The following is a 24,856-nucleotide window of genomic DNA, read 5'->3' as shown; positions in this document are numbered from 1 at the left end:
GGGGAGACAGGGGGCTGGGCGCTGGCGGAACAGCCGGCCAGCAGGCTCAGGGAGAGGACGCCCGCCAGGGCGAGGGCGGAAAAACGATGGTTCATATCAAAAACGCTCCTTTTTGAGTGTTATGTACTTGCGCAGGAGCATCCGGTTTTCTGCTCCCGCTGTCCTAACCTTTGACGCAGGGGAGGCGGAAAAGTTCCGGGCCCATTGGGCCTTTGCCCATTTTTTTGCACCTTCTCCAGAAACGGCAAAAAAACCGCCGCGGAATTGTGCATCCTCACAACACGCGGCGGTCTGTTCGGTTGGTTCAGGCGCTCTGCCTGGCGGCTTCTTCTCCGCCGGCGGCGGCGTGCTCCAGAGGGAGCACCATGGTCATCCGGGTGCCCACCCCCTCCCAGGAGGTGACCTCCAGCCAGCCGCCGTGGCGCTCCACGATCCACCGGGCGATGGACAGGCCCAGGCCGGTGCCGCCGGTCTGGCGGGCGCGTGACTGATCGGTCCGGTAGAAGCGGTCGAAGATATAGGGCAGGTCGGCGGCCCGCATCCCCTGGCCCTCGTCCTGCACCGACAAGATGGCGGCGCCCGCCCGGATGCCGGCGGAAAGGGTAATCTTTCCGCCGGTGGGCGTATATTTGACGCTGTTGTCCACCAGGATGCGCAGGGCCTGCTTGGTCAGGCCGATGTCGGCCCGGACGGGGACGGGCAGGCTCCACTTGCCCTCAAAGACGTGGGACTTGTCGATCATCTCGGTCTCCCGGTATACCTCGGCGGCCACCTCGGTCAGGTCAAAGAGCTCGGGGGAGAGGTGCATGGAGTCGTTGTCCCCCCGGGCCAGGAAGAGAAGCTGCTCCACCAGCTCCTTCATGGAGGCGGCCTCCTGCCGGATGGCGTCGATGGCCTCCTGACGGGTGTCGGGGTCGTCCTTGCCCCAGCGGTCCAGCAGGTTGGCGTAGCCCTGGATGACGGCGATGGGGGTGCGCAGCTCGTGGCTGGCATCGGAGACAAAGCGCATCTGGGAGTCATATGCCTCGTTGATGCGGTCCAGCATGGCGTTGATGGCGGCGGCCAGGGTTTGCAGCTCCTTTTGGGTGCCGTTGACCGAGATACGCTCATCCAGATGGGTGGCGTTGATGCGGTCCAGCTTGCCGGCCAGCGCCCGCAGTTCCTCGGGGGACATCTGGTCGGCGTGGCCCAGACGGCTGGCGGCGGCGGCCAGCTCCTGGATGGGCCGCAGGCTGCGACGGATGGTGCCGGCGTTTTTGAAGAGGTTGCAAAGGAGGCTGATGCCCTGGCAGACCATCATCACCTGGAGGATGATGAGCATGACCCGCACGGGACCGTTGATGTCAAGCACGATGGCGTAGGGCTCCCCCGCGCCGCTGTACAGCTCCACGGTGTAGGCGGCCCGGGTAACGGTCAGGCCGTCCGGGGCCAGGCCGCCGCCCAGGTCGATGGTGTGTCTGGCCTCCTCCAGGCCGTCCAAAGGCCGGAAGAAGGGATAGGAAATGCCCTGGGGCGGACGATCCAGAGCGGAGACGGTATAATCCCCCGCCGCCATCCAGACGGTGGCCTCGGCGGAGGGCACCCCCCGCGTCTCCACCAGCGCGGCGATGGAGGCGCACTGATGCTCGCTCCACACCACCAGCCCGCCGAAGGCCAGCAGACAGAGCAGCAGGTCCATACAGACATAAATTCCCAGCAAGCGGAGAAAAAGCCGGGAGTTGAGGCGCATGACGATGGAGGACTTGATCCGTCCCACCGTGTTTTGCTGTTTTGACTTGGCCATTGGAGTCACCTGCCTTTTTGGGCCATTAACCCTTCAGCCACGCCGCCACCGGCTCCAGCGCCTGAGGAGTCACCCAGTCGGCGCCGTTCTCCATGATCTCCAGGAGCTGGCGGGCCTCCGGGTCCTGCCCGGCTTTTTTTGCCATAACCTTGCCCATGGCGCTCATCATCAGGCGGTAAACGCCCCGGACCTTTTGGTGGTCATATCCGCCCCGCAGGTAGAAAAAGGGCAGATCGGCCCAGTTGTTTTTGCGTTGGAGGGTCTGGGTCTGTCCGCTGTCCGGCGGCGCCATGCCCACGGCGCACACGCCCAGCACGCGGTACTGCCGCCGGGCCCGGTCCAGCCCCTGGATCTTTCCGGCGCACAGCCAGCCCATGTAGAGCACCGGGGTCCCTCTGGGCAGCCGTTCCCGGCGGTCGCCCAGGTCATAGGCCGGAATGCGCGCCATTCTGGCCAGCAGGGCGGCATACCGGGCGGTAAAGCCGGTGTGGGAGGTATATAAAATCGCGCAAGGTCTCTCGTTCATAGCCAATTTCCTCCTATGGACTTCCATTGACACAGGTTATAAATGGAGTTACACTGATACCCAAAGACCGCTTCGTGCGGTCCAACTGACGGAGGTGTTTTCATGATCATTCCCTACAATACCATGGATGAGGAGCATTTTCCCAGCTTTAAGGGCGGAGAAGGCGCTTTGGAGGCGAAAATGTTCTCTGACGGACTGAATCGTATGCTCCATGGCCGCCTGGCCCCCGGCGCGTCCATCGGACGCCACACCCATGAGACCAACAGTGAGATCATCTACATCCTCACCGGTACCGGCACCGTCCTCTATGACGACGGGCAGGAGCAGGTCTCCGCCGGGCAGTGCCATTACTGCCCCAAAGGCCATTCCCACAGCCTCATCAACGACAGCGACGCCGACCTGACCTTCTTCGCCGTGGTGCCGGAGCAGTAAAAGAGAAGGCTTCAGCGCTCCCGCAGTACATAGCCCACGCCGCGGACGGTGTGGATCAGCTTGATGCCGAAGGGCTCTTCCAGCTTGGCCCGGAGAAAGCGGATGTACACGTCCACGGCGTTGGTCTCGCCAATATAGTCGTAGCCCCAGACGTGGTCCAGCAGGGACTCCCGGCTGACCACCTTTTCCTTGTTTTCCAGCAGATAGCGCAGCAGGTCGAACTCCCGGCGGGTCAGCTCCACGCCGGTCTGTCCCACCGTGACGGTGTGCCGCTCGGGGTCCATGGTCAGGACGCCGGCGGTGAGCAGCTGGGAGGCGCTCTGGGCGCTGCCCCTGCCGCCCTTGCGCAGGGCCGCTCGGATGCGGGCCAGCAGCTCTTCAATGGCAAAGGGCTTTGTGATGTAATCGTCGGCCCCCGAGTCCAGGCCGGAGACCTTGTCCACCACCGTGTCCCGGGCGGTGAGCATGATGACCGGCACGTCGCTCTCCCGCCGCAGGCGGCGCAGCACCTCCATGCCGGACAGAGCGGGCAGCATGATATCCAGCAAAATTAGGTCGAAGCCGCCGGACAGGGCCTTTTCCAGTCCGCTGCGGCCGTCAAAGGCCTTTTCCACCGTATAGCCCTCATAGCGGAGCTCCAGCTCCACCATGCGGGCCAGTTTTTCTTCGTCCTCCACCAGGAGGATGCGTTCTTCCATAAGATTCCCTCCCGTCCGGCCCTGAGCCGGACTTTTTTATTTGCCCCGTGCGCTCCGCCGGACCTGCGCTTTCATGTCGTCCACCGTGCGGGACATATGGTCCATGGCGTCGTTCAGGTCCTTGCGGCCCAGGTCGGGGCCGGAAAACTGATACCGCCAGCCCAGCAGCAGACCCAGAATGAGCAGGGGGACCGTAATCCAAGAGACGGCGATCACCGCGATGATGAGAATGAGCAGCGGCATGGAGGTGACCATCCGTCCCTGCCGCCAGACCTCAAAGCGGTTGTGGGTGGAGGGGTCCACCGCGTGAAAAAGGGTGTGGAGCAACTCCCGCAAACGGTCCCACAGGCTCCGCCTCTGTCCGCCGCCGCTGGGGGGAGAGGGAGAGGGCTGCCGTCCGTCTCCGCTGGGTGTCTCTCTGGGGGCGGAGGCGCCGGCACGGGTGGAATAGGTCCCGCCGCCGCCGGGCGTCTTGGTTTTGCCCTGCCGCTCCAGGTCAATGAGGGCGTCCAGCAGGTCGCCGCCGCTGCGCTCCAGCGCCGCCTTGGCCTCTTCATAAGAGACGTTCGCCTTTTCCCGGAGACGCTCCACGTCCTCCAATGTAATGGCCATGCCAAAAACTCCTTTCGCCCTCGCTTTTTGATTAGTATACCGCCTGAAGGAAAAAAGGGCATTGGATTTGTGTTAAAACCAGATTAAAAAAGCCACAGGGTCATTGTACCCCAGCCCCACCGGCGGCGCAAGAAAAAACAAAGGGACACGGTGGACCGTGCCCCTTTGGACGGATGGCTTTACTTTTCGTAGAGCGCCTGGGCGATGTTGAGGGCGTGGTCCAGGATACGCTCGATGTCGGTGAGGATCTCGCTGTACAGGATGCTGACCTCGGGATCGGTCTTGCCGGCCCGCATCCGCTTGATCTGAGCGGTGCGGTAGCGGCGGTTTTTGTCGTCGCTGTCGGCCTCCAGCACGGCCACGGTGGAGAGGTTGCGCTTTTTCTCGGCCTCGCCTTCCTCGTTGAAGTCGATGGCCCCCAGGGCGTGGACCGACAGGGTGCGCAGCTTCACCAGCTCCTCGGTGGTCTCCTCGTCCATGTAAAGGCTCCGCTTTTCCAGCTGCTGGAGGTACTCGGCCATGTTCATGGCGTGGTCGCCGATGCGCTCGATGTTGCCGCAGACGATGAGCAGGCGGTTGAGCCGGTCGGAGTCGGTCTCCGACATCTCGCGGATGGAGATATGGCTCACGCAGCGGGTGATCTCGGCGTTGTCCAGGTCGATCTGGTCCTCCTGCCTGGCCACCGCCTCCAGCTTCTGGTTGTCCCGGTCCAGCAGGGCGTCAAAGGCCATTTCCACGTTCTGGCAGGCCATCTGGAACATGGCGTTTTCCTGCTTTTTCAGCTCGCTGAGGGCGATGGAGGTGGAGCCCATGCGGACGGCGTCGGCAAAGCTGTGCTCCTTGCCGCTCTCCTCCGCCCGGTCGGGCAGGATCGCGCAGGCGGCCTTGGCCAGCAGGTTGCCGGCGGGCAGCAGGATGGCGGTGGTGACCACGTTGAAGATCACGTGGGTGGTGGCGATCTGGGTGACCACGTTGCCGGGGAAGAGGTTCTGGATGATGCTGACAAAGGGGGTAAACATGCAGATAATCGTAAAGAGCACCGCGCCGATGACGTTGAACATCAGATGGATGATGGTGGTGCGCTTGGCGTTCAGGTTGCCGCCCAGGCCGGCCAGCACGGCGGTGATACAGGTACCGATGTTCTGACCGAAGAGGACATAGACGGCGCTGCCCAGACCGATGACGCCGGTGCTGGCCAGAGCCTGGAGGATGCCGATGCTGGCGGAGGAGCTCTGGATGATGGCGGTAAAGATGGCGCCCACCAGAATGCCGAGGAGGGGATTGGTGGAGAAATGGGTCAGCAGGTCAATGAAGGGCTGATACTCCTGCAGGGGCTTCATGGAGGAGCTCATCAGCTCCATACCGATAAAGAGGATGCCCAGACCGGCGATGATCTGACCGATGCAGTTGAGCTTCTGGCTTTTTTTCATCATCATCAGCACCACACCCACGAAGGCGATGATGGGGGCGATGAGGCCGATGTCCAGGGCGATGAGCAGGCCGGTGGCGGTGGTACCGATGTTGGCGCCCATGATGACGCCCACCGCCTGGCTCAGGCTCATGAGCCCGGCGTTGACGAAGCCCACCACCATGACGGTGGTGGCGGAGGAGCTCTGGATCACGGCGGTAATGCCGGTGCCCACCAGCATACCCAAAAAGCGGTTGGAGGTCAGACGTTCCAGGATGGATTTGAGCCGGTCGCCGGCGGCCACTTCCAGACCGCCGCTCATCAGCTGCATGCCGTATAAGAAGAGGGCAAGGCCGCCGAAGAGCATGAAGATGTCTGATAGCTGCATTTCTCTTTCTCCTTCTTGGCCGGACTGCGCCGGCGTCCCAGTTTTTGTAAGGTGCTGTTCTTTTTTGTCATCTTTCTGTAAACGCTCTGTTACCTATTATGGCAAAGTTCCCCCGGGACTGCAATAGTTTTTCCAGGACAAAAAGGAGAATTTTTTCCCTGTACGGCGGACGGCGGCGGTCAATCCTCCGATACGACCTCCTGAGCCGGGCCGCCCCGGTCCAGCGGATCGACCCAGTTTTCCATGTTTTTGGGAAGTGCTTCCAGCACTGCCACACAGCGATGGATGGGGACGCCCTGGGCGTGGAATTTTTCCTCGTAGTCGGTCATCACGCCGCACACCCCGTCCTTGTGGAGGTCGCGGGTGACCTGCTCCAGGGCAAAGCCGGCCTTGGGGAACTGGAAGAGGGACCACTCAAAAAGGCCCTTGTTGTCCGTTTTGAAGTGGATTTCCCCCTTTTCGGGCAGCACCTGCCGGTAGCGCATCAGGAAGTCGGTGTGGGTCAGGCGGCGCTTGGCGTGGCGGTTGGCGGGCCAGGGGTCGCTGAAGTTGAGATAGATGCGACGCACCTCGCCGGGGGCGAAGTAGTCGGGCAGCCGTTCGGCGTCGGCGTCGATGAAGCGGACGTTGGCAAGGCCCAGGGCGTTGGCCCGTTCCATGGCGATGACCATGGCGTCGGCCACCCGCTCGATGGCCACAAAGAGCACGTCTGGCTCCGCCGCCGCCGTCTCCACCGTAAAGCGGCCCTTGCCGCAGCCGATCTCCAGCCGGAGCTCCCGGGCCTGTGGCATTTCGTCTTTCCAATGGCCCCGCATAGCCGCCGGGTCCGGGATGAGCATGGCGGCGCAGCGCTCCATCCGGGGGATCAGATTGGGTTTCTTTCGCATTCTCATGGTAGTTGGTTCACCTCACGGTCATCATACCATACCCCATGCCCGTCGTAAACCGCCTTACCCGTTTTTTCGCCGTTTGCCGATGGCCCAGACGATCCATCCGGCCACACAGCCCAGCACCGGCGCGGCGCACCAGATGCCAAAGAGAATCCAGGCCATCACATACCATTCCGCCGTGCTGAGGAACCAGAGCCCCGTCAACGCCAGGGGAATGGCCGGGACCAGCAGCCGCCACCGGAGCTTTGCCGTCCGGCACAGCAGCAGCTCCAGGAAGAACATGGGAATAAAATGGGCGTAGAGCAGCAAAAACTGATGCCACGACGAAATATGAAGGGGGAGCTCGGCAAAGGCGGAGGCAAAAACCGCGGCGTACATAACAAAGGACAAAAGGAAGAGAATCAACAGAATCCGATTGCTTTTTTGCTTCATGTTTTGCATGGTAACACCTCCATGGTTACGCTTCATCCGGCTTTTTCCCGTTCCGCAGCCGCCCCGCCAGCGCCCCCAGGGTAAAGAGCACCGGCGGGCAGAGACAGCAAAGGGCCGTAATGGCAGTGCGGCTCAGGGTGTGGACGCCGTCATAATAGGCCACATCGTAGTTGCCCAGCACCACGCAGGCGGGCAGATTGAGCCGTCCCAGCACCGCGCCGGCGGCCGAGTCCATCACCCGCTCGGTGTATCCGGCCATATAGCTGCCGCCGTATTCCGCCGCCCACCGGGCGTCCTGGGCGTCCAGCGCCAGGCACCGGCCCAGTCCCAGGGCCAGAAAAACGCCCGCCAAAATCAGGCACCACCCCAGCAGCCAGCCCACCGACGGGCGGCGTTTCCCGCCCCACAAAAAGCCCAGCGCCAGATAAGCCGCCGCCAGCAGGACCGCATAGACCGGGAGCGGCAAAAACCGGCCCCCATAGGGGTACAGAACGCCCAGCACGCCCAGCAGGATGACACCCAGCACCAGCACGCTCTGTACGGCGAAGAATCCGCACACCGGCTGCCAGACCGGGGACAATTCCGGCCAATGGGGACGGCTCTTCCGGGCATAGAGAATGGTGGGAACGAGAAAGCCCGCCATCCAGCCCCCCCACACCACGCAGTCGATCCAGGGGGAAAGACTGATAAAGCCGCCGCCGTTATCCAGGGTGGGGACGCCCGCCCACATCGCGGACACCAGATTGTACGCGCCCACAAAAAAGAGGATCAAAAACACCCAGAAGGCCCGATTGCGTACGCCTGCCTGCTTGTCTGTATCCCGCTCCCGCCGGAGAAAGACCCCGATTCCCTCCCCGACGGCGGTAAAGAGCACGCCAATTACTGCCATATAAAGCGCGGTTTCATTTAAAAAGCCCAGAGCAAAGACGGTCAGGCACACGGCGCACAGCAGGAGGTACAAGGGACAAAAGCCCTGCCGCTTGCCCAGGGCCACGCCGGAGGCCATGCTCCCCAGCGGCAGAAGGATGCAGGGGTAGATCAGGGCGGTGAGGGCGGGCACCGCCTCGCCGGAGAGATGCTCCACACCCCGCAGGGTGGCGGGCAGGAGAAGATAGACGAGAATGCCCACCGGCGCGAAGGGCAGGGTCTCCTTCCAACGGAGGGGCGTGGGGGCGCTTTGGGCCAGGCCCAGCTTTGCCCGGATGGCTTCCAGCTCCATCCACCAGCCCGCATAGCGGGACAGCCAGATGGTTAGATAGCCGGCGGTATACAGTCCCGCCCACAAAAGAGCGCCGTCCCAGCGGTAGAGGTGGGAGAGAAACACCACAGCGCCCACAAAAAGTACCATGGAAATGAGATAGTGCAGCATCGAACGTCTGGCCACAGACCGCCCGTCGTCAGCAAAGGGCAAGGTGGACACCCCCACCGACGCGCCGAAGGCGGCGGCAAGGAAGATACCGTACCAGTGATACACCGTCCAGATGCCGTCTCCCAGACTGAAGAGCACACCCGCGCCGGTCCCCAGTACGCCGCCGATGAGAATGCGGACCAGCCACGCTTTTTTCCGCTCGTTCATGGTTCTCCCTCCTTTCAAAGGTCCAGGGCTTCTTTGATCTTTTTGACATACCGGCGGGAGACGTAAACCGTTGTCCCGCCCTCCAGGGTCATGCAGATGGTGCCGGTGAGAGACAGATCCAGCCCGGTCACCTTTTTCAAATTGACGATTTCCGAGTGGGAGATGCGCACGAAGGTGTGGCGGTCCAGCTGTTCCTCCAGCTCATAGAGCCGCTGGTCCACCGTCCAGACGCCAGTGCCGGTCTGGGCCTTTACCAGCTTCTGCTCCCCGTAAAAGCGGAGCACCTCCTCCGGCGGGAAAAAGACCGCCCGCTCTCCCTGCCGGCCGGTGAGCAGCCCGCCCGGACGGCCCGAAAGCGCCTTTGCCAGCGCCTCCACCTCCGACGTCCGCTCCGCCGCTTCAATGACCACCGCCGGCTCCTTCCGGTCCGGTACGATGCGGATCTCTACCTTCATTCCTCTCCCTCCCTTCTGCCCTCAGTATAAGGAAAAAAAGACCGTCCGTCCACACATTCGGGACAGACGGTCTTTTGAGACGGACACTTGGAATCACTGGAGCAGGTCGGGACCGGGCAGGTCCATCTGCCGCTTGCGGTCGGCCGACCAAGTCAGCTTTTTGGCCAAAGCCTGGTCGTCGCCGTCGGCCAGGGCCTGACGGTAGGACTGCAAATTGGCCTCCAGCCGGTCCAGGGCCTCCACCAGCGCCGGGCGGTTCATGGAAAAGAGCTGGGTCCACAGTCCCACGTCCAGGGCCGCCACCCGGGTGCAGCCGCGGAAGGAGGAGCCCTCAAAGCCCCGGCATTCAAAGAGCTTTTCGTCGTCGCAGACGCTGACGGCGATGATGTGCATCATCTGGCTGGTGTAGGCGATCATGGCGTCATGGGCCTCCGGGGTGGTGGGGCACACGTCCCGGCAGCCCAGGTAATCGGCCATCCGGGCCATAAAATCCAGGTGTTCCTTGGTGCTCTCCGGCCGGGGGGTGAGGAGCAGGTGGGAGCCCCGGAACATCTCCCCAAAGGCGTGCTCCACGCCGGAGAATTCGGTGCCCGCCATGGGGTGGCAGCCGATAAAGTCCACCTCGGGCGGCAGGCACTTGGCCGCCTCCATCACGGCGGTCTTGACGCCGCACACGTCGGTGACCAGGGAGCCGGGCTGGAACCGGTCCTTGAACTGCTCCAGATAGCGGACGATGCCCTTGGGATGGAGGGCCAGGATGGTCACGTCGGCCTGGGGGATGACGGCCTCCGGGTCGTCGGTGACCCAATCGGCCACCCCGTGCTCCCGGGCAAAGCGGAGGGTGGGTTCCGAGACGTCCACCCCCACGATCTCGTAGTCCTCAAAGCCCCGGAGGGCAATGGCCAGAGAGCCGCCGATGAGACCCAGACCCACGATGACGATGGTCTTTTTGTCCATCGCTCACACCTCCCGGCCCACCGCCCGGGCGATGGGGGAGAGCTTGTCCATCACGTCCTGGAACTGGTGGGGGGTGATGGACTGAGCGCCGTCGCACAGGGCGTTTTTGGGATCGTTGTGTACCTCGATGATGAGGCCGTCCGCCCCGGCGGCCACCGCCGCCATGGCCATCCGCTCCACCATCCAGGCCTTGCCGCAGGCGTGGGAGGGGTCCACCACCACCGGCAGGTGGGACAGCTGCTTCACCGCCAGCACGGCGGACAGGTCCAGGGTGTTGCGGGTGAAGGTCTCAAAGGTGCGGATGCCCCGCTCACAGAGGATTACGTTCTGATTGCCGCCGGCCATGATGTACTCGGCGGACATGAGCCACTCCTCGATGGTGGAGGAGAGGCCCCGCTTGAGGAGGATGGGCTTGTCGGTCTCCCGGCCCAGCTTTTTGAGCAGGTCGAAGTTCTGCATGTTCCGCGCCCCCACCTGGATCACGTCCACGCACTCCTGGAAGAGGTCGATATACTCGGTGCTCATGATCTCGGTGACCACCGGGAGGCCGGTCTCTCTTCTGGCCCGGCGGAGGAGCTCCAGCCCCTCGCACTCCAGCCCCTGGAAGGAGTAGGGGGAGGTCCGGGGCTTGAAGGCGCCGCCCCGCAGGGCGCAGGCCCCGGTCTGCTGGACGGCTTTGGCGATGCCCACAATCTGCTCCTCGCTCTCCACAGAGCAGGGTCCGGCGATGACCGCCAGCTTGTTCCCGCCGATGACCGCCCCGTTGGGCAGGGGGATGCAGGTATCGTCGGGGTGGTATTTGCGGTTGGCCTTTTTGTAGGGCTCGCTGACCCGCATGACCCGCTCCACGCCGGGCAGCTGCTCCAGCTTTTCCTGGTCGATGTTGGCGGCGTTGCCCTCGGCGCCCAGGATGGTGGTCTCCGAACCCTTGGAGACCATCACGTTGACGCCGCCGGCCTTCATGGCGGCGATGGCCTCCTGGAGCTGCTGGGCGGTGAAGTCCGGTTTCATAATGACGACCATAACAAAATTCCTCCTCAAATGGTGCGGGACAGACAAAAACCGCGGCGGCCCAATGGGCTGCCGCGGTTCCAGGTTCCCAGATGCAACGGTGTTTGGGGGCTTGGACCTTTCCTGACAGGCCGCTATGGGCACGAACCATCGCCGGTGCTAAAGTAATAGCAACGGTAAAAGCCGTATCCAAACCAAAAGCGGCTGGTCATAGGGTTTGTCCTCCCTCTTTTCTGTGTTGGAAAAACTTTAGCACTTTTTGGTGGTAAAGTCAAGAGGGAATTTTTCAGCCCTCATAAATGCCGGTGGAGAGGTAGCGCTCGCCGGTGTCGGGGAGGACGGCCACGATGGTTTTCCCGGCAAATTCCGGCCGCTGGGCCAGCAGACGGGCGGCCAGCGCCGCCGCGCCGGAGGAGATGCCCACCAGCAGGCCCTCGGTGCGGGCCAGCTTCCAGGCCGCGGCGCAGGCCTCGTCGCCGGGGATGGTGACCACCTCGTCCACCACCGACAAATCCAGCACGCCGGGCACAAAGCCCGCGCCGATGCCCTGGATGCGGTGGGGACCGCCCTTGCCGCCGGACAGGACGGGGGATTCCGCCGGCTCCACGGCGATGACCTTGATATTGGGGTTATGCTCCTTGAGGTACCGGCCCGCGCCGGTGAGGGTGCCGCCGGAGCCCACCCCGGCCACCAGCACGTCGATGGTCCCCTCGGTGTCCCGCCAGAGCTCGGGGCCGGTGGTCTCGTAGTGGGCCTTGGCGTTGGCGGGGTTGTTGAACTGGTCGGGCATCCAGGCGCCGGGGGTGGAGGAGAGCAGCTCTCTGGCCGTTTCAATGGCGCCGTTCATCCCCTTGCCCCCCTCGGTGAGGACCAGCTGCGCCCCCAGAGCGGACAGCAGGGCCCGGCGCTCGGCGCTCATGGTCTCCGGCATGGTGAGGATCACCCGGTAGCCAAGCACTGCCGCCTGCCAGGCCAGACCCACCCCGGTGTTGCCGCTGGTGGGCTCGATGATGACCCCGCCGGGCTGGAGCTTGCCGGCGGCCTCGGCGTCCCGGATCATGTAGAGGGCCGCCCGGTCCTTGGCGGAGGAGAGGGGGTTAAAGGCCTCCACCTTGGCCAGCACCTGGCCGCCCGGCGCGTACCGGCTCAGGCGGAGCAGGGGCGTATTGCCCACCAAAGCGGTCAAATCATTGGCAATGTGCATACAAATGCCTCCTTCGTGTGATCGTTGGTCTCAGTATAGCACTGAAAATCCCACCTGTCCAGTGGGATTTTTCACCCCCTTGCAATTTTCCACCGGTTTGTATATACTGAATAAGATTCCAGCCTGCCGTCCCACGGGACGGGAGGCGTCTGTTTCAGGAGGATTTATTACACTATGGATGAGATTCCCTTGCGTCTGCCCCTGGTGCTGGACGGCGCCACCGGCAGCGCGCTCCTGCGCCGGGGTATGCCCGCCGGCGTGTGTACCGAGCAATGGGTGCTTCAGCACCCCCAGACGCTGCTGGAGCTCCAGCGCTCCTACGTGGATGCCGGGGCAAATGTGCTCCTGGCCCCCACCTTCGGCGCCAACGCCGTCAGACTCAAGGCCCACGGCCGCGCGGACGCGGTGGCCGATGATAACCGCCGTCTGGTGGACCTGACCCGTCAGGCCGCCGGCGGGAAAGCCCTGGTGGCCGGCGACCTGGCCCCCACGGGCAAGCGCATCCTGCCCTTTGGCAGTATCTCCTTTGAGCGCCTGGTGGAGATCTACACCCAGCAGGCTGCGGCCCTGGAGGAGGCCGGGGTGGATCTCTATGTCATTGAGACCATGACCACCATGGCCGAGGCCAGAGCGGCCGTTCTGGCCGTCCGGTCGGTGTCGCGCAAGCCGGTGTGGGTCACCTTTACCTGCGACGACGAGGGCCGGACGCCCCACGGCACCGACGTGCTGGCCGCGCTCATTGTGATGCAGGGCATGGGGGTGTCCGCCTTTGGCATCAACTGCTCGGAAGGCCCCGCCGTGGTGGCCCGGCAGCTGGAACGGCTCACCCCTTACGCCGCCGTTCCCCTCATCGCCAAGCCCTCCGCCGGCCTGCCCGACGCCCAGGGCGTCTATCCCTATACCGCCGCCGATTTCGCCGCCGCGGTGCCCGCCATGGCCAAGGCCGGGGCGCGTCTGTTCGGCGGCTGCTGCGGCGCCGGCGCGGAGGTGATCGCCGCCCTGCGCCGCGCGGTGGACGGGGTGGATTTTTCCGCCTTTACGCCGCCGGAGCATGACCCGGACGTTATCCCCTGCGCCAGCGAGACCGAGGCCCGGTTTATCACCCCCGACGTGGACGTGGGGGAGACCATCGAGTGTACGCCGGATCTGCTGGAGGACATCCTGGAGGCGGAGGAGGACTGCCCCCAGGGGGCGCTGAAGATCGCCATTCTGGAGGAGGACGACCTGGCCCTCTTCGCCGAAAATCAGTACGCCGTCAAGGACGCCCTGTGCCTCTGGTCGGATGTGCCCGAGCTTTTGGAGGGGGCCCTGCGGGTCTACCAGGGCCGGGCCTTCTGGGACGGCACCGGCGAACTGGAGCCCGATTTTTTGGACGCCATGCGAAAAAAATATGGCCTGGTTTTGCTTTGATTTGACAGCCTCCAATCCCCCGTCAGAGCTGGAAAAGGACCGCCGCCGCCCCCCGGTTTGGGGGGCGGATTTTTTTCCTCTTGTCCAAATTGCCAATTGACGAACCGGGTAGTTTTGTTTTACCATAAAGTCCGCCGATTTGGTCGGGACACAATATCTTGTGCTTTTATTTATTTTAGACTACAAAATCCCGGTCCGCTTTTCCGGGAAGAGAGGAGCACCGATTGATGATGACGGTCAGTTCCATTCGCAAACGCGACGGACGTCTCATGGCGTTCCATGAGGAAAAGATCGCTTCGGCCATTGGCCGTGCCTTCCACGCCACCTATACCGACGGACTGGACCCGGAGGACGCTTCCCAGCGTCTGGCCGATCAGGTCTGCGCCATTCTGGACCGGGAGGGCGAGCCGGAGCCGGACGTGGAGCACATCCAGGATCTGGTGGAGCGGGTCCTCATGGACAACGGCTATGACCAGACCGCCAAGGCCTACATCCTTTACCGGGAGGAGCGGAGCCGCGCCCGGGAGATGAATACCCGCCTCATGAAAACCTATGAGGACATCACCTTCTCCAAGGCCAAGGACTCGGACATCAAGCGGGAAAACGCCAACATTGACGGCGACACCGCCATGGGCGCCATGCTCAAGTTCGGCTCTGAGGGCGCCAAGCAGTTTTACGACATGTTCGTCCTCAATCCCGACCACGCCCGGGCCCACCGGGAGGGGGACATCCACATCCACGACCTGGATTTTCTGACCCTCACCACCACCTGCTGTCAGATCGACATCAAAAAGCTCTTTCACGGCGGTTTTTCCACCGGCCACGGCACCCTGCGGGAGCCCAACGACATCGCCTCCTATGCCGCCCTGGCCTGCATCGCCATCCAGTCCAACCAGAACGACCAGCACGGCGGACAGGCCATCGTCAACTTTGACTACGGCATGGCCGACGGAGTGCGCAAGACCTTCCGCCGTCTGTACCGCCAGAATATGGCCCGGGCCCTGGCGCTGCTGGCCGGCGTGGACGACCCGGAGCAGGCGCTGAAGGCGGTTATGGCCGCCATCCAGGAGGAAACCGGCCTCTCGCCCACGCTGGAGGACTGCGGGGCTTATTTCCGTGCCGAGCTGGACGCCCTTTCCTCCCGGTATGACCGCCGGACGGTGGAAAAGGCCCAGGCCTTCGCCCATCCCCGGGCGGTAAAGGAGACCGACCGGGCCACCTATCAGGCCATGGAGGCCCTCATCCACAATCTCAACACCATGCACTCCCGGGCCGGCGCCCAGACCCCCTTCTCCTCCATCAACTACGGCATGGACACCTCCCCCGAGGGCCGTATGGTGATGAAGAACATCCTCCTCACCACCGAGGCCGGACTGGGCGGAGGGGAGACCCCCATTTTCCCCATCCAGATCTTCCGGGTGAAGGAAGGGGTCAACTATAACCCCGGCGAACCCAACTATGATCTCTTCCAGCTGGCTATCCGCTGCTCGGCCAAGCGGCTTTTCCCCAACTTTTCCTTTATCGACGCCCCCTTTAACCTCCAGTATTACGATCCCAAGCGTCCCGAGACCGAAATTGCCTATATGGGCTGCCGTACCCGGGTCATCGGCAACGTCTGCGATCCCAGCCGGGAGATCTGCAACGGCAGAGGCAATCTGTCCTTTACCACCATCAACCTGCCCCGGCTGGCCATCCAGGCCAAGGGGGATCTGTCGGTGTTTTTCTCCGGCCTGGACCGGATGATGGACCTGTGTGTGGAGCAGCTGCTGGAGCGCTTTGAGATTCAGTGCCGCAAGCATGTCTACAACTTCCCCTTCCTGATGGGCCAGGGGGTGTGGCTGGATTCGGACAAGCTCCACTGGGAGGACGAGGTGCGGGAGGTGCTGCGCCACGGCACCCTGTCGGTGGGCTTCATCGGCCTGGCTGAGACCCTGGTGGCCCTGATGGGGGTGCACCACGGCCAGAGCGCCGAGGCCCAGGCTCTGGGCCTGCGCATCATCGGCCATATGCGGGAGCGGATGGACCGGGAGAGTGAAAAGAGAAAGCTGAACTTCTCTCTGCTGGCCACCCCGGCCGAGGGCCTGTCCGGCCGGTTCATCCGCATGGACAAGGAGCGCTTCGGCGTGCTGCCCGGCATCACCGACCGGGAATACTATACCAACTCCTTCCACGTCCCGGTGTATTTCCCCATCTCCGCCTATGACAAGATCCGCATTGAAGCCCCCTACCACGCCCTCACCAACGCCGGACACATCAGCTATATTGAGATGGACGGCGACCCCACCGACAACCTGGAGGCCTTTGAAAAGGTCATCCGCTGCATGAAGGAGAGCGGCATCGGCTACGGCAGCGTCAACCATCCGGTGGACCGGGACCCGGTGTGCGGCTTCTCGGGCATCATCGGGGACCGGTGCCCCGGCTGCGGCCGGACCGAGGACGACGTGCCCTTTGAGCGCATCCGGCGCATCACCGGCTACCTGGTGGGTACGCTGGACCGGTTCAACAACGCCAAGCGGGCCGAGGAGCGGGACCGGGTCAAGCACGGCCTCTGATATTTGCCCAATATCCAACTTTTGCGTTCCAAGGCGCGTCCAAGGGATATGGTCCCTTTGGACGCGCCTTTTTTATGCTTGCGTTTCACCTTGTGGGATGTGCCCTTGCGTTTGCAGGAGAAATGCATTATAATATTATTTTCAAGTGGGTATCCGGAGAACAGTGGAAAGGAGGGACGGCCGTGCGCACCCTGCCCATGGAAACCTGGTCCCGCCGGGCCCAGTACGAATTTTTCGCTCCTATGAGCGATCCCTTTTATACGCTTACTTTTCCGATGGAAATCGGTCCGCTTCTGGCCTATACCAGGGCCAAAAAGTGTTCCTTCTATCGGAGTATGATCTGGTGTGTCACCAAGGCCATGGAGGAGATCCCCGCCTTTTGCTGGAAGGACCGAAGGGGGACCATCGTCCTCCACGATACGCTGGTCCCCAGCTTCACCGACCTCCGCCCGGGGAGCGATGCCTTCCACATCACCACGCTGGAAGCGGGGGACAATATGGAGGACTTCTGCCGCCGGGCCGTAGCGGCCAGCGCCGGCCAGCGGGCGTTTCTCTCCCCCTCCCGCTGGCCGGAGGACCAGCTGATCTATTTTTCCTGCCTCCCCTGGTTTCCGGTGACCGCGCTGAAAAATGAGCGGAATCTGGACCCCTGCGACTCCATTCCCCGGGTGGCCTGGGGACAGTATGAGCCCCATGGACAGGGCGTGCGCCTCCTGCTCTCCCTGGAGCTCAACCACCGCCTGGTGGACGGCGTCCATGTGGGACAATTTTATCAGGCGCTCTGCCGGAGAATTTCCGGATGGGGGGGATGTGTATGAGAATCGCCGGTACGGTATCCGATTCCATTGTAGACGGGCCCGGCCTGCGGTTTACCGTCTTTACCCAGGGCTGCCCCCATCGCTGTCCCGGCTGTCACAACCCTGAGACCCACGATCCCGGCGGAGGACGGACCGTTACGGTGGAGGAGCTGGGGGAGCTGCTGGCGGGCAATCCCCTTATTGACGGACTGACTCTTTCGGGGGGCGACCCCTTTTTGCAGGCCGGCGAATGCGCCGCTCTGGCGGCCCTGGCCCATGCCCTGGGCAAGAATGTATGGACCTATACCGGCTACGCCTGGGAGGTCCTGACCGCGGCGGGACGGCCCGACTGGGACGCCCTGCTGGCCCAGACCGACGTGCTGGTGGACGGGCCCTTTGTGGAGGCGCTGAAATCGTACAGCGCCACCTTCCGGGGCAGCTCCAACCAGCGGCTCATCGACCTCAACGCCACCCGAGCGCGGGGCACCCTGGTCCTTTGGAGCCGTCCCGACCCGCTGGCCCATTTTACCGTGCCCCTCTCGTGAGCGTTCCGAAAGGAGTGATTGACCATGGAGCTTGCCGCGCTGGAAGCCCGCTGGGCGGGACACCAGCCCAGACCCCAGGGAAATGGGGGGGAATTTGCGGTGCTGGTGCCGCTGGTCCGGCGGAAGGAGGGACTGTCCCTCCTCTTTGAGGTCCGCGCCGCCTCCCTCCACCAGCAGCCGGGGGAGGTCTGCTTTCCCGGCGGACGGATGGAGCCGGGCGAATCCCCGGTGGACTGCGCCCTGCGGGAGACCTGGGAGGAGCTGGGTATCCCGGCAAGCCGGGTCCGGGTCATCGCACCCATGGATTTTCTGGTCCATCAGAGCGGTTTTCTGCTCCATCCGGTGCTGGCCGAGGTGGAAGAGGAGGCCCTCTCCGGGCTGTGCCTGGGTCCGGCCGAGGTGGCGGAGGTCTTTTTGGTGCCGGTGGACTGGTTTCTGGATCACCCGCCCGCCCGGTATCTCTGCCGCATGATCCCCCAATTGCCCGAGGACTTTCCCTATGCGCGCATCGGCTTTCCCCAGGGCTACCCCTGGCGGAAGGGCAAGGCAGAGGTGCCCATTTACGACTGGCCGGATCATCCGGTGTGGGGCATCACCGGGCGGATCGTATCCCAGCTGCTGGAGCAGTCATGAGAAGAGAAGCTTTGGGGCCCTATACCTATACCGTGCCCGGCGGATGCTTCCCGCTGGGGCGGGACAGCCTGGCGCTGGGGGACTTTGCCGCGGTGCGCCCCGGACAGCGGGTGTGTGATCTGGGGTGCGGGGCCGGTCTGCTCCTCCTTCTGCTGGCCCGGCGGGCGGAGGGGCTGGCCCTTCACGGGGTGGAGCTGGACCCCGTCGCCGCTCAGGCTGCCCGGGAGAATCTGGCCGCCAACGGACTGCCGGGCGCGATTTTTACCGGCGATCTGCGGGAAACGCCCTGGACGGCCGGCAGCTTTGACCTGGTGGTGTCCAATCCCCCCTACTTTGCCGCCGGCTCCGGCCGGTCCGGCGGCCCTGAACGTATGGAGGGGCATACCCTGGCGGAGTGGTGCGCCGCTGCCGGCAGACTGACCCGCAACGGCGGGCGGTTCGCGCTGGTTCACCGGCCGGAGCGGCTCACCGATCTGCTGTGCGCGCTGCGGGCCAGCCGTCTGGAGCCCAAACGGCTGCGCTTTTTGCAGCATGACGCCGCCCATCCCCCCGCCGCCGTCCTGGTGGAGGGAAGGAAGGAGGGCCGTCCCGGCCTTTCGGTCCTGCCGGTGCTGTTTACCGGCGGATAAGACCCATTACAGCGTATTTACGGAGGTTTTCCCTATGGCTGGCACGCTTTATCTGGTCCCTACCCCCATCGGCAACCTGGGGGACATTTCTCCCCGCGCCGCCGATACCCTGGCCCAGGTGGACTTTATCGCCGCTGAGGACACCCGGGTGTCCATGAAGCTTCTGAACCACCTGGGGATCAAAAAGCCCATGGTGAGCTATTACCGCCACAATACCGACGCCGCCGGACGGTCCATTCTGGCCAGGCTCCTGGAGGGCCAGTCCGCCGCCCTGGTCACCGACGCCGGCACACCCGCCGTCAGCGACCCGGGAGAGGATCTGGTGGCCCTGTGCGCCCAGGCGGGGGTGGAGGTCATTGCCATTCCCGGCCCCTGCGCCCTGGTCACCGCCCTGTCAGTGTCCGGCCTGCCCACGGGACGCTTTACCTTTGAGGGCTTTTTGGCCATGAACAAGAAAAACCGCCGGGCGCATCTGGCCCAGCTCCAGGGCGAGAGCCGCACCATGATTTTTTACGAGGCTCCCCACAAGCTGACGGCGACCCTGGCCGATCTGGCCGCCGCCTTTGGACAGGACCGCCGGGTGTCCCTGTGCCGGGAGCTGACCAAGCTCCACGAGGAGGTGCGGCGCACCACCCTGGGGGAGGCCTGCCGGTGGTATGGGGAAAACCCGCCCAAGGGGGAATTTGTGCTGGTGGTGGAGGGCGCGCCGGCGGAGGAGGAGAAAGCGGCTGCCCTGGAGGACGGCCTGGGCCGGGTGCTGGAGCTGCGGGAGGACGGCGCCTCCCTCCGGGACGCGGTGCGTCAGGCGGCCAAGGAGCTGTCTCTCTCCCGCAGCGCGCTGTATGACCTGGCCCTGTCCCAACGGGAAGAGGCATGAGCGTTTTTGTGTTTTCTAATATCCTTTTTTTCAAAAAAATGTAATTTGTTATTATACTATTTGTATAATTATTCCCTAGAATTTATTTTCTGAATTTTCAAAAAAAGAAAACCCGCCTTTCGTTTGAAAGGCGGGTTTACTGATTTCGTTTACCGGTGAGGAGGGGGTTTTATTTACTCTGGAGCTCCCGGAGGCAGTTGGGGCAGATGTTTTTGCCGCGGAAATTGATGACGTCCTTCGCGTCGTCGCAGAAGATGCAGGCGGGCTGATACTTTTTCAGAACGATGGACGCGCCGTCTACATAGATTTCCAACGAGTCCTTTTCGGCGATATCCAGTGTGCGGCGGAGCTCGATGGGGAGTACGATACGGCCGAGCTCGTCGACCTTTCTGACAATGCCGGTAGATTTCATACGTAATACGTCCTTTCCGATACGCGATACCAAACAGATGATACGAACTCTGTTCTTTATCCCTAATTTACTGTCATCATTATAACATACAGTATTTCATTGTCAATTGTAATTTGGAAATTTTTATATAAATTTTTCGACTTTTGTCGCATAATTGGAAAAAAATGTATTTTACGTTTTGGGCAGATTTATTGGTCTGAATTGGCATATTTTCCCCCGGCGGACACTACATTGTGGACAAGGCGGAGGCCGGAAAGGTGGATGGCTGAGATGGCGATGTCGGTGCTTTGGTCGGTGATGGTGGTGGCGGCGCTGGTGTGCGGCCTTTGGACGGGGCAGAGCGGCGCGGTGGCGGCGGCGGCCATGGAGGGCGCGGCGGCGGCGGTGGAGCTGTGCCTGTCCATGGCGGGCGTGCTGTGTCTATGGATGGGAGTGATGGAGGTGATGCGCCGGTCGGGGCTGGCGGACGGACTGTCCCGGCTGCTCCGACCGCTTTTGGGCCGGCTATATCCGGCGTTTGCCCGGGACGACCGGGTCATGGAGCCCCTTTCGGCCAATATTTCCGCCAATTTGCTGGGGCTGGGCAACGCGGCCACCCCTTTGGGGGTACAGGCCGCCCGGCAGATGGCCCGCCGCACCCCCGGCGTGGCCTCGGACGCGCTTTGTATGCTGGTGGTGTGCAATACCGCCTCCATCCAGCTCATTCCCACCACGGTGGCCAGCGTGCGGGCGGCGGCGGGCTGTGCCGCCCCCTTTGACATTCTGCCGGCGGTTTGGCTGGCCTCGGCCTGCTCGGTAACGGCAGGTATTCTGGCGGCCAAGCTCTTTGCCCGGCTCTGGTCCGCGGCGGAAGGACAGGAGGGACAGCCATGACCCTTTGGGCGGACCTGCTGGTGCCGCTGGTGCTGGCGGCGGTAGCGCTTTGGGGCGTGGCCCGGCGGGTGGATGTGTACGGCGCTCTCTCCACCGGCGCGGGAGAGGGCCTGGGGGTGCTCATCAAGATTGCGCCCCCTCTGGTGGGGCTGCTGACGGCGGTCTATATGCTGCGGGCCTCAGGCGCGCTGGAGCTGGCGGCGGACCTGCTGGCCCCGGTGCTGACGGTGCTGGGCATCCCGCCGGAGACGGTGGGGCTGCTGCTGGTCCGGCCGGTCAGCGGCAGCGCCGCGCTGGGGGTGGGGGCGGAGCTCATTTCCGCCTACGGTCCAGACTCCCTCATCGGCCGGACCGCCGCCGTGATGCTGGGCTCCACCGAGACCACTTTCTACACCGTGGCGGTCTATTTTGGGGCCGCCGGGATCAAACGCACCCGCTATACCATCCCCGCCGCCCTCTGCGCCGACCTGGCCGGCTTTGTGGCCGCCGCCTGGGCGGTGCGGATATGCTTTGGATAAACATGCGCGGGGATCAAAATCTGTCGAAAAAGTAAAACGCAAAAGATGAGGGGCTTGCATGGAAGCGGGCGACCGCAAGGGTCGCCCCTACGGGGGAAAGGGGATATCATTGCCCCGCCGAGGGGCGGGACCCACGACAGACTGAGGTCCCGGACCGCATCGACGATCCGGGACCTTTTCCATAGGGCAATATGTGGTTTTCTTTGCCGCCCGGTCCTGCACAACCTGCCGAACGAGCGCCTATGAAAGCTTTCTTTGCCTACTTTCTTTCTCGAAAGAAAGTAGGGAGGGTTTCGGAGTAGGGGGGACGGCAGATCCCCTTTTCGGTGATGATGGCGGTGATGAGGCTGTGATCGGTGACGTCAAAGGCCGGGTTATAGCACGTTACCTCCGGCAATGCCATGGGCTCGGCGTAGAACTTGGTTTTGATCTCCTCCGGGTCCCGCTCCTCGATGCGGATGTCCGCGCCGGTGGGGCAGTTCCCATCAATGGTGGAGGTGGGACCCAGGACATAGAAGGGGATGCCGTAATACTTGGCCAGAATGGCCACGCCGCTGGTGCCGATCTTGTTGGCGGTGTCACCGTTGGCGGCCACCCGGTCGCAGCCCACAAAGCAGGCGTTGATCCACCCATTTTTCATGACGATGGAGGCCATATTGTCACAGATGAGGGTCACATCCACCCCGGCCTTCTGGAGCTCGTAGGCGGTGAGCCGCGCGCCCTGGAGAAGGGGCCTGGTTTCGTCGGCAAAGACCCGGAAGCGCATTCCCCGCTCGGTCCCCAAAAGGATGGGGCCCAGCGCCGTCCCGTAGCGGGAGGTGGCCAGAGGACCGGCGTTGCAGTGGGTGAGGATGCCGTCTCCCTCCCGCAGGAGGGACAGACCATGCTCGGAGATGGCCCGGCACATGTCAATGTCCTCCTGATGGATGGCTCTGGCCTCCTGCTCCAGGGCGTCCTGCATCCGGTCCACCGGCCAGTCGGGGTGGGCGTCCAAAAGGGCGCACATCCGCCGGGCCGCCCAGGAGAGATTGACCGCCGTGGGCCGGGAGGAGACCAGATAATCGCTCTGGGCCTTCAGGACGCGGTCAAATTCCGCCCGGCTGCCGGCGGTACTCTGCCGGGCCAGAGCCGCCAGGCCGTAGGCGGCGCAGATGCCGATGGCGGGCGCGCCCCGGACCTGAAGGGTGAAAATGGCCTGATACAGCGCCTCCGCCGTGCGGAGGGTGACGTAAACGGTCCGGTTGGGCAGCTGGGTCTGGTCCAGAATGACCACGCTGGCCCGATCGTCCCCCAACCGGACATTGTCGATGTGGGTCACTTCCCGTAAAACGCTCATGCTTGTTCCTCCTCCCGTCTGCCGGCCCGGCGGCGGTAAAAGCCGGACAGGGCCTTCAACTCCTCTACCTGCGCTTCCGTCAAAGGCACGCCGCCCCCCAGCAGGGCCGCGTTGCGGTAGATCTTGGCGGTATGCTCCACCGTCTCCAGCCGGTCAAAGGCGGACCACAGGTCCGGCCCCCAGGCCACGACGCCGTGGTTGGCCAGCAGCACGGCGTTATACTCGGCCACAAAGGGGGAGATGCTCTCCGGCACGGCGGGGGTAGACAAGGTGGCATAGGGGGCCAGGGGCACCCGCCCGCCCAGTCCCACCACCAGCTCAGCCAGCAGCGGCGTTTCTAACCCCTTCCGGCAGACGGCGAAGGCGGTGGACACCGGCGGATGGGCATGGACCACCGCGCCCACGTCGCTCCGGCGGCGGTAGACCTCCAGATGGAGGGGGGCCTCCGAGGAGGGATAGCGCGTCCCGGACAGGACGCTGCCCTCCAGGTCCACCAGCACCATCATCTCGGGGGTCATGCGCCCCTTGCTGACGCCGGAAGGGGTCATCCAGATGCCCTCCCCGGTGCGGACCGAGAGATTGCCGTCGTTGGCCGCCGCATAGCCCCGGTCATAGAGCAGCTTCCCCACCCGGCAGAGCAGTTCCTGGACAGTTTCCATAAATCCGGCCTCCTTTTTTCAAAACTAAGTTGATTGTACCATCCCGCCCGCCGCCTCGCAAGGGGAGGGGACAAAAGCGGCGGGTCAAGACCCTTTGGGGAGCCGTGACCCGCCGCTTTGCGGTATGGTTACTGATTGATCTGGTCCCAGAGGGCGCCAATCTGGCGGTTGAGGGCGGACAGTTCCGTCTCCGGAATGGGATCGTTGGTGAGATGATACTGATTTTTCAGCCGCAGAATGCGGGAAACGCTCTCATCCAGCCGTTCCTGGGAGATGCGCCCCTCTTCCACCGCCGCCAAAAGGGCGTTCCGGGCGGCGGTCAGGTTGTCGCTGCCGTGGCAGATGAGCAGGCAGTCGCAGCCGGCGTTGATGGCCAGCACGCAGGCCTCGCCCAGAGACCAGGTGTCGGCAATGGCCCCCATGGTCATATCGTCGGTGAACACCACCCCGTCAAAGCCCAGGTCCTCCCGCAGGAGACCGTCCACCACGGCGGGGGAGAGGGTGGCGGGGTAGGTGTCGTCCACTGCGGTCAGCAGGATGTGGCTGACCATGACGGCGGGGAGGCCGCCGGGCGTAGCGTCAATGGCGGCGGAGAAGGGGGCCAGCGCCTCCTGCCGGAGGGTGTCCAGGGAGTCGGTCACCACGGGGAGCTCCACATGGGAGTCCTCCCTGGTGTCGCCGTGGCCGGGGAAGTGCTTGACCACCGGGATGACGCCTCCCGCCGTCATGGCGCTTAACGCCTCCAGTCCGGCGGACGTGACGGTGTCCGGGTCGGTGCCAAAGGCCCGGTTGCCGATGACGGTGTTGTCCGGATTGGACCAGATGTCCAGAGAGGGGGCAAAGTCCACGTTGCAGCCAAAGGCGGCGCACTCCGCCGCCAGCACCGCCCCGTAATCGGAGGCGCAGCCGGCCTGACCCACCAGATAGGCGCTGGGGGTGTCCTTTACCTCGGGGGGCATACGGTCCACCCGTCCCCCCTCCTGGTCGATGCCGATGAATTGGGGGATATAGTCGCCGTTCAGGGCTTTGAGCTGGTTGGTCAGGTTCACCAGCTGTCCGGCGCTCTGGGCGTTGCGGGAGAAGTAGATGAGCCCGCCCACCTGATAGGTCTCCACCGCCAGGACGCCGTCGCTTCCGGCGTCGGTCCCGGCGATCCCGGCCACCAGCAGCTGGGAGATCTTCTGTTCGGTGGTCATGGTGCTTAGCTGTTCGGCGGCCGGGTCAGGAGTAGGGGTGGGGGTGG

Annotated in this window: 26 protein-coding genes; 10 read left to right on the top strand and 16 right to left on the bottom strand. The window is 63.6% G+C overall.

Going from position 1 to position 24,856, the window contains the following annotated elements:
• Positions 1-304 precede the first annotated feature (304 nt).
• A complete protein-coding gene (locus H7U37_RS10400; RefSeq protein WP_204875537.1) occupies positions 305-1,783 on the bottom strand; it encodes a sensor histidine kinase in 1,479 nt (492 codons plus the stop codon).
• Between the two features lie 25 nt (positions 1,784-1,808).
• On the bottom strand, positions 1,809-2,309 hold the full coding sequence (locus tag H7U37_RS10395; RefSeq protein ID WP_204875536.1) for a hypothetical protein: 501 nt from the start codon (positions 2,307-2,309) through the stop codon (positions 1,809-1,811).
• 102 nt (positions 2,310-2,411) lie between these two features.
• Between H7U37_RS10395 and H7U37_RS10390 the strand changes: the two genes are divergently transcribed.
• Positions 2,412-2,741: a cupin domain-containing protein gene (locus H7U37_RS10390; protein ID WP_204875535.1), complete on the top strand. Its 330-nt coding sequence runs from the start codon at positions 2,412-2,414 to the stop codon at positions 2,739-2,741.
• Positions 2,742-2,752: 11 nt separating this feature from the next.
• Here H7U37_RS10390 and H7U37_RS10385 read toward each other — a convergent pair whose 3' ends face one another.
• The 10 genes from H7U37_RS10385 to cysK all read right to left on the bottom strand — a co-directional run bounded on the left by H7U37_RS10385 (position 2,753) and on the right by cysK (position 12,372).
• Positions 2,753-3,439 (bottom strand): response regulator transcription factor, encoded by a 687-nt coding sequence (locus H7U37_RS10385; RefSeq protein ID WP_204875534.1) that lies wholly within the window; start codon positions 3,437-3,439, stop codon positions 2,753-2,755.
• Between the two features lie 36 nt (positions 3,440-3,475).
• Positions 3,476-4,051: a UBA domain-containing protein gene (locus H7U37_RS10380; protein WP_204875533.1), complete on the bottom strand. Its 576-nt coding sequence runs from the start codon at positions 4,049-4,051 to the stop codon at positions 3,476-3,478.
• Between the two features lie 179 nt (positions 4,052-4,230).
• Positions 4,231-5,847, bottom strand: coding sequence for a Na/Pi cotransporter family protein (locus H7U37_RS10375; protein WP_204875532.1), 1,617 nt, complete (start codon positions 5,845-5,847; stop codon positions 4,231-4,233).
• Between the two features lie 179 nt (positions 5,848-6,026).
• Complete coding sequence (trmB, locus tag H7U37_RS10370) at positions 6,027-6,740, bottom strand: tRNA (guanosine(46)-N7)-methyltransferase TrmB (protein ID WP_204875531.1); 714 nt, start codon at positions 6,738-6,740, stop codon at positions 6,027-6,029.
• 57 nt (positions 6,741-6,797) lie between these two features.
• A complete protein-coding gene (locus tag H7U37_RS10365; RefSeq protein WP_204875530.1) occupies positions 6,798-7,178 on the bottom strand; it encodes a hypothetical protein in 381 nt (126 codons plus the stop codon).
• A 16-nt stretch (positions 7,179-7,194) separates the two neighbouring features.
• Positions 7,195-8,745: a hypothetical protein gene (locus H7U37_RS10360; RefSeq protein WP_204875529.1), complete on the bottom strand. Its 1,551-nt coding sequence runs from the start codon at positions 8,743-8,745 to the stop codon at positions 7,195-7,197.
• A 14-nt stretch (positions 8,746-8,759) separates the two neighbouring features.
• Positions 8,760-9,200 carry a LytTR family DNA-binding domain-containing protein gene (locus H7U37_RS10355; RefSeq protein WP_204875528.1) on the bottom strand — a complete coding sequence of 147 codons (441 nt, stop codon included), beginning with the start codon at positions 9,198-9,200 and terminating at the stop codon, positions 8,760-8,762.
• 93 nt (positions 9,201-9,293) lie between these two features.
• Positions 9,294-10,157: a prephenate dehydrogenase gene (locus H7U37_RS10350; RefSeq protein WP_204875527.1), complete on the bottom strand. Its 864-nt coding sequence runs from the start codon at positions 10,155-10,157 to the stop codon at positions 9,294-9,296.
• A gap of 3 nt (positions 10,158-10,160) precedes the next feature.
• Positions 10,161-11,180 (bottom strand): 3-deoxy-7-phosphoheptulonate synthase, encoded by a 1,020-nt coding sequence (aroF, locus tag H7U37_RS10345; protein WP_204875526.1) that lies wholly within the window; start codon positions 11,178-11,180, stop codon positions 10,161-10,163.
• A 274-nt stretch (positions 11,181-11,454) separates the two neighbouring features.
• Positions 11,455-12,372, bottom strand: a complete 918-nt coding sequence (cysK, locus tag H7U37_RS10340) for a cysteine synthase A (protein ID WP_204875525.1) — start codon at positions 12,370-12,372, stop codon at positions 11,455-11,457.
• Positions 12,373-12,546: 174 nt separating this feature from the next.
• Between cysK and H7U37_RS10335 the strand changes: the two genes are divergently transcribed.
• The 7 genes from H7U37_RS10335 (at position 12,547) to rsmI (ending at position 19,815) form a co-directional block, all read left to right on the top strand.
• On the top strand, positions 12,547-13,782 hold the full coding sequence (locus H7U37_RS10335) for a homocysteine S-methyltransferase family protein (protein ID WP_204875524.1): 1,236 nt from the start codon (positions 12,547-12,549) through the stop codon (positions 13,780-13,782).
• 230 nt (positions 13,783-14,012) lie between these two features.
• Positions 14,013-16,334 (top strand): anaerobic ribonucleoside triphosphate reductase, encoded by a 2,322-nt coding sequence (locus tag H7U37_RS10330; protein ID WP_204875540.1) that lies wholly within the window; start codon positions 14,013-14,015, stop codon positions 16,332-16,334.
• Between the two features lie 74 nt (positions 16,335-16,408).
• Entirely contained in the window at positions 16,409-17,152 is a 744-nt protein-coding gene (locus tag H7U37_RS10325; protein WP_338049822.1) for a CatA-like O-acetyltransferase, read from the top strand.
• The gene (gene nrdG, locus H7U37_RS10320; RefSeq protein ID WP_204875523.1) at positions 17,149-17,676 is read left to right on the top strand and encodes an anaerobic ribonucleoside-triphosphate reductase activating protein; all 528 of its coding nucleotides are present in this window, start codon (positions 17,149-17,151) and stop codon (positions 17,674-17,676) included. Before H7U37_RS10325 ends, nrdG begins: the two co-directional genes overlap by 4 nt.
• A gap of 24 nt (positions 17,677-17,700) precedes the next feature.
• A complete protein-coding gene (locus H7U37_RS10315) occupies positions 17,701-18,309 on the top strand; it encodes an NUDIX hydrolase (protein ID WP_204875522.1) in 609 nt (202 codons plus the stop codon).
• Positions 18,306-18,938 carry a tRNA1(Val) (adenine(37)-N6)-methyltransferase gene (locus H7U37_RS10310; protein ID WP_204875521.1) on the top strand — a complete coding sequence of 211 codons (633 nt, stop codon included), beginning with the start codon at positions 18,306-18,308 and terminating at the stop codon, positions 18,936-18,938. Before H7U37_RS10315 ends, H7U37_RS10310 begins: the two co-directional genes overlap by 4 nt.
• A 34-nt stretch (positions 18,939-18,972) precedes the next feature.
• Positions 18,973-19,815, top strand: a complete 843-nt coding sequence (gene rsmI, locus H7U37_RS10305) for a 16S rRNA (cytidine(1402)-2'-O)-methyltransferase (RefSeq protein WP_204875520.1) — start codon at positions 18,973-18,975, stop codon at positions 19,813-19,815.
• Positions 19,816-19,984: 169 nt separating this feature from the next.
• On the opposite strand, the gene H7U37_RS10300 is transcribed toward rsmI, so the two are convergent.
• The gene (locus H7U37_RS10300; RefSeq protein ID WP_204875519.1) at positions 19,985-20,227 is read right to left on the bottom strand and encodes an AbrB/MazE/SpoVT family DNA-binding domain-containing protein; all 243 of its coding nucleotides are present in this window, start codon (positions 20,225-20,227) and stop codon (positions 19,985-19,987) included.
• Between the two features lie 261 nt (positions 20,228-20,488).
• Here H7U37_RS10300 and H7U37_RS10295 point away from each other — a divergent pair, with 261 nt between their 5' ends.
• On the top strand, positions 20,489-21,100 hold the full coding sequence (locus H7U37_RS10295) for a nucleoside recognition domain-containing protein (RefSeq protein WP_243413712.1): 612 nt from the start codon (positions 20,489-20,491) through the stop codon (positions 21,098-21,100).
• Positions 21,097-21,618 (top strand): spore maturation protein, encoded by a 522-nt coding sequence (locus tag H7U37_RS10290; protein ID WP_204875518.1) that lies wholly within the window; start codon positions 21,097-21,099, stop codon positions 21,616-21,618. Before H7U37_RS10295 ends, H7U37_RS10290 begins: the two co-directional genes overlap by 4 nt.
• 259 nt (positions 21,619-21,877) lie before the next feature.
• Here the strand turns inward: H7U37_RS10290 and mtnA are convergent, their stop codons facing one another.
• The 3 genes from mtnA to nagZ all read right to left on the bottom strand — a co-directional run.
• Positions 21,878-22,954, bottom strand: coding sequence for an S-methyl-5-thioribose-1-phosphate isomerase (mtnA, locus tag H7U37_RS10285; protein ID WP_204875517.1), 1,077 nt, complete (start codon positions 22,952-22,954; stop codon positions 21,878-21,880).
• On the bottom strand, positions 22,951-23,613 hold the full coding sequence (locus tag H7U37_RS10280; protein WP_204875516.1) for a class II aldolase/adducin family protein: 663 nt from the start codon (positions 23,611-23,613) through the stop codon (positions 22,951-22,953). The genes mtnA and H7U37_RS10280 overlap by 4 nt, the downstream gene beginning before the upstream one ends.
• A gap of 128 nt (positions 23,614-23,741) precedes the next feature.
• The coding region (nagZ, locus tag H7U37_RS10275) for a beta-N-acetylhexosaminidase (protein ID WP_204875515.1) at positions 23,742-24,856 on the bottom strand (1,115 nt) is incomplete at its 5' end.

The sequence above is a fragment of the Pseudoflavonifractor phocaeensis genome, assembly GCF_016901735.1.
Taxonomy (GTDB): domain Bacteria; phylum Bacillota; class Clostridia; order Oscillospirales; family Oscillospiraceae; genus Pseudoflavonifractor_A.
This window is presented reverse-complemented; position numbering and strand designations above follow the sequence as displayed.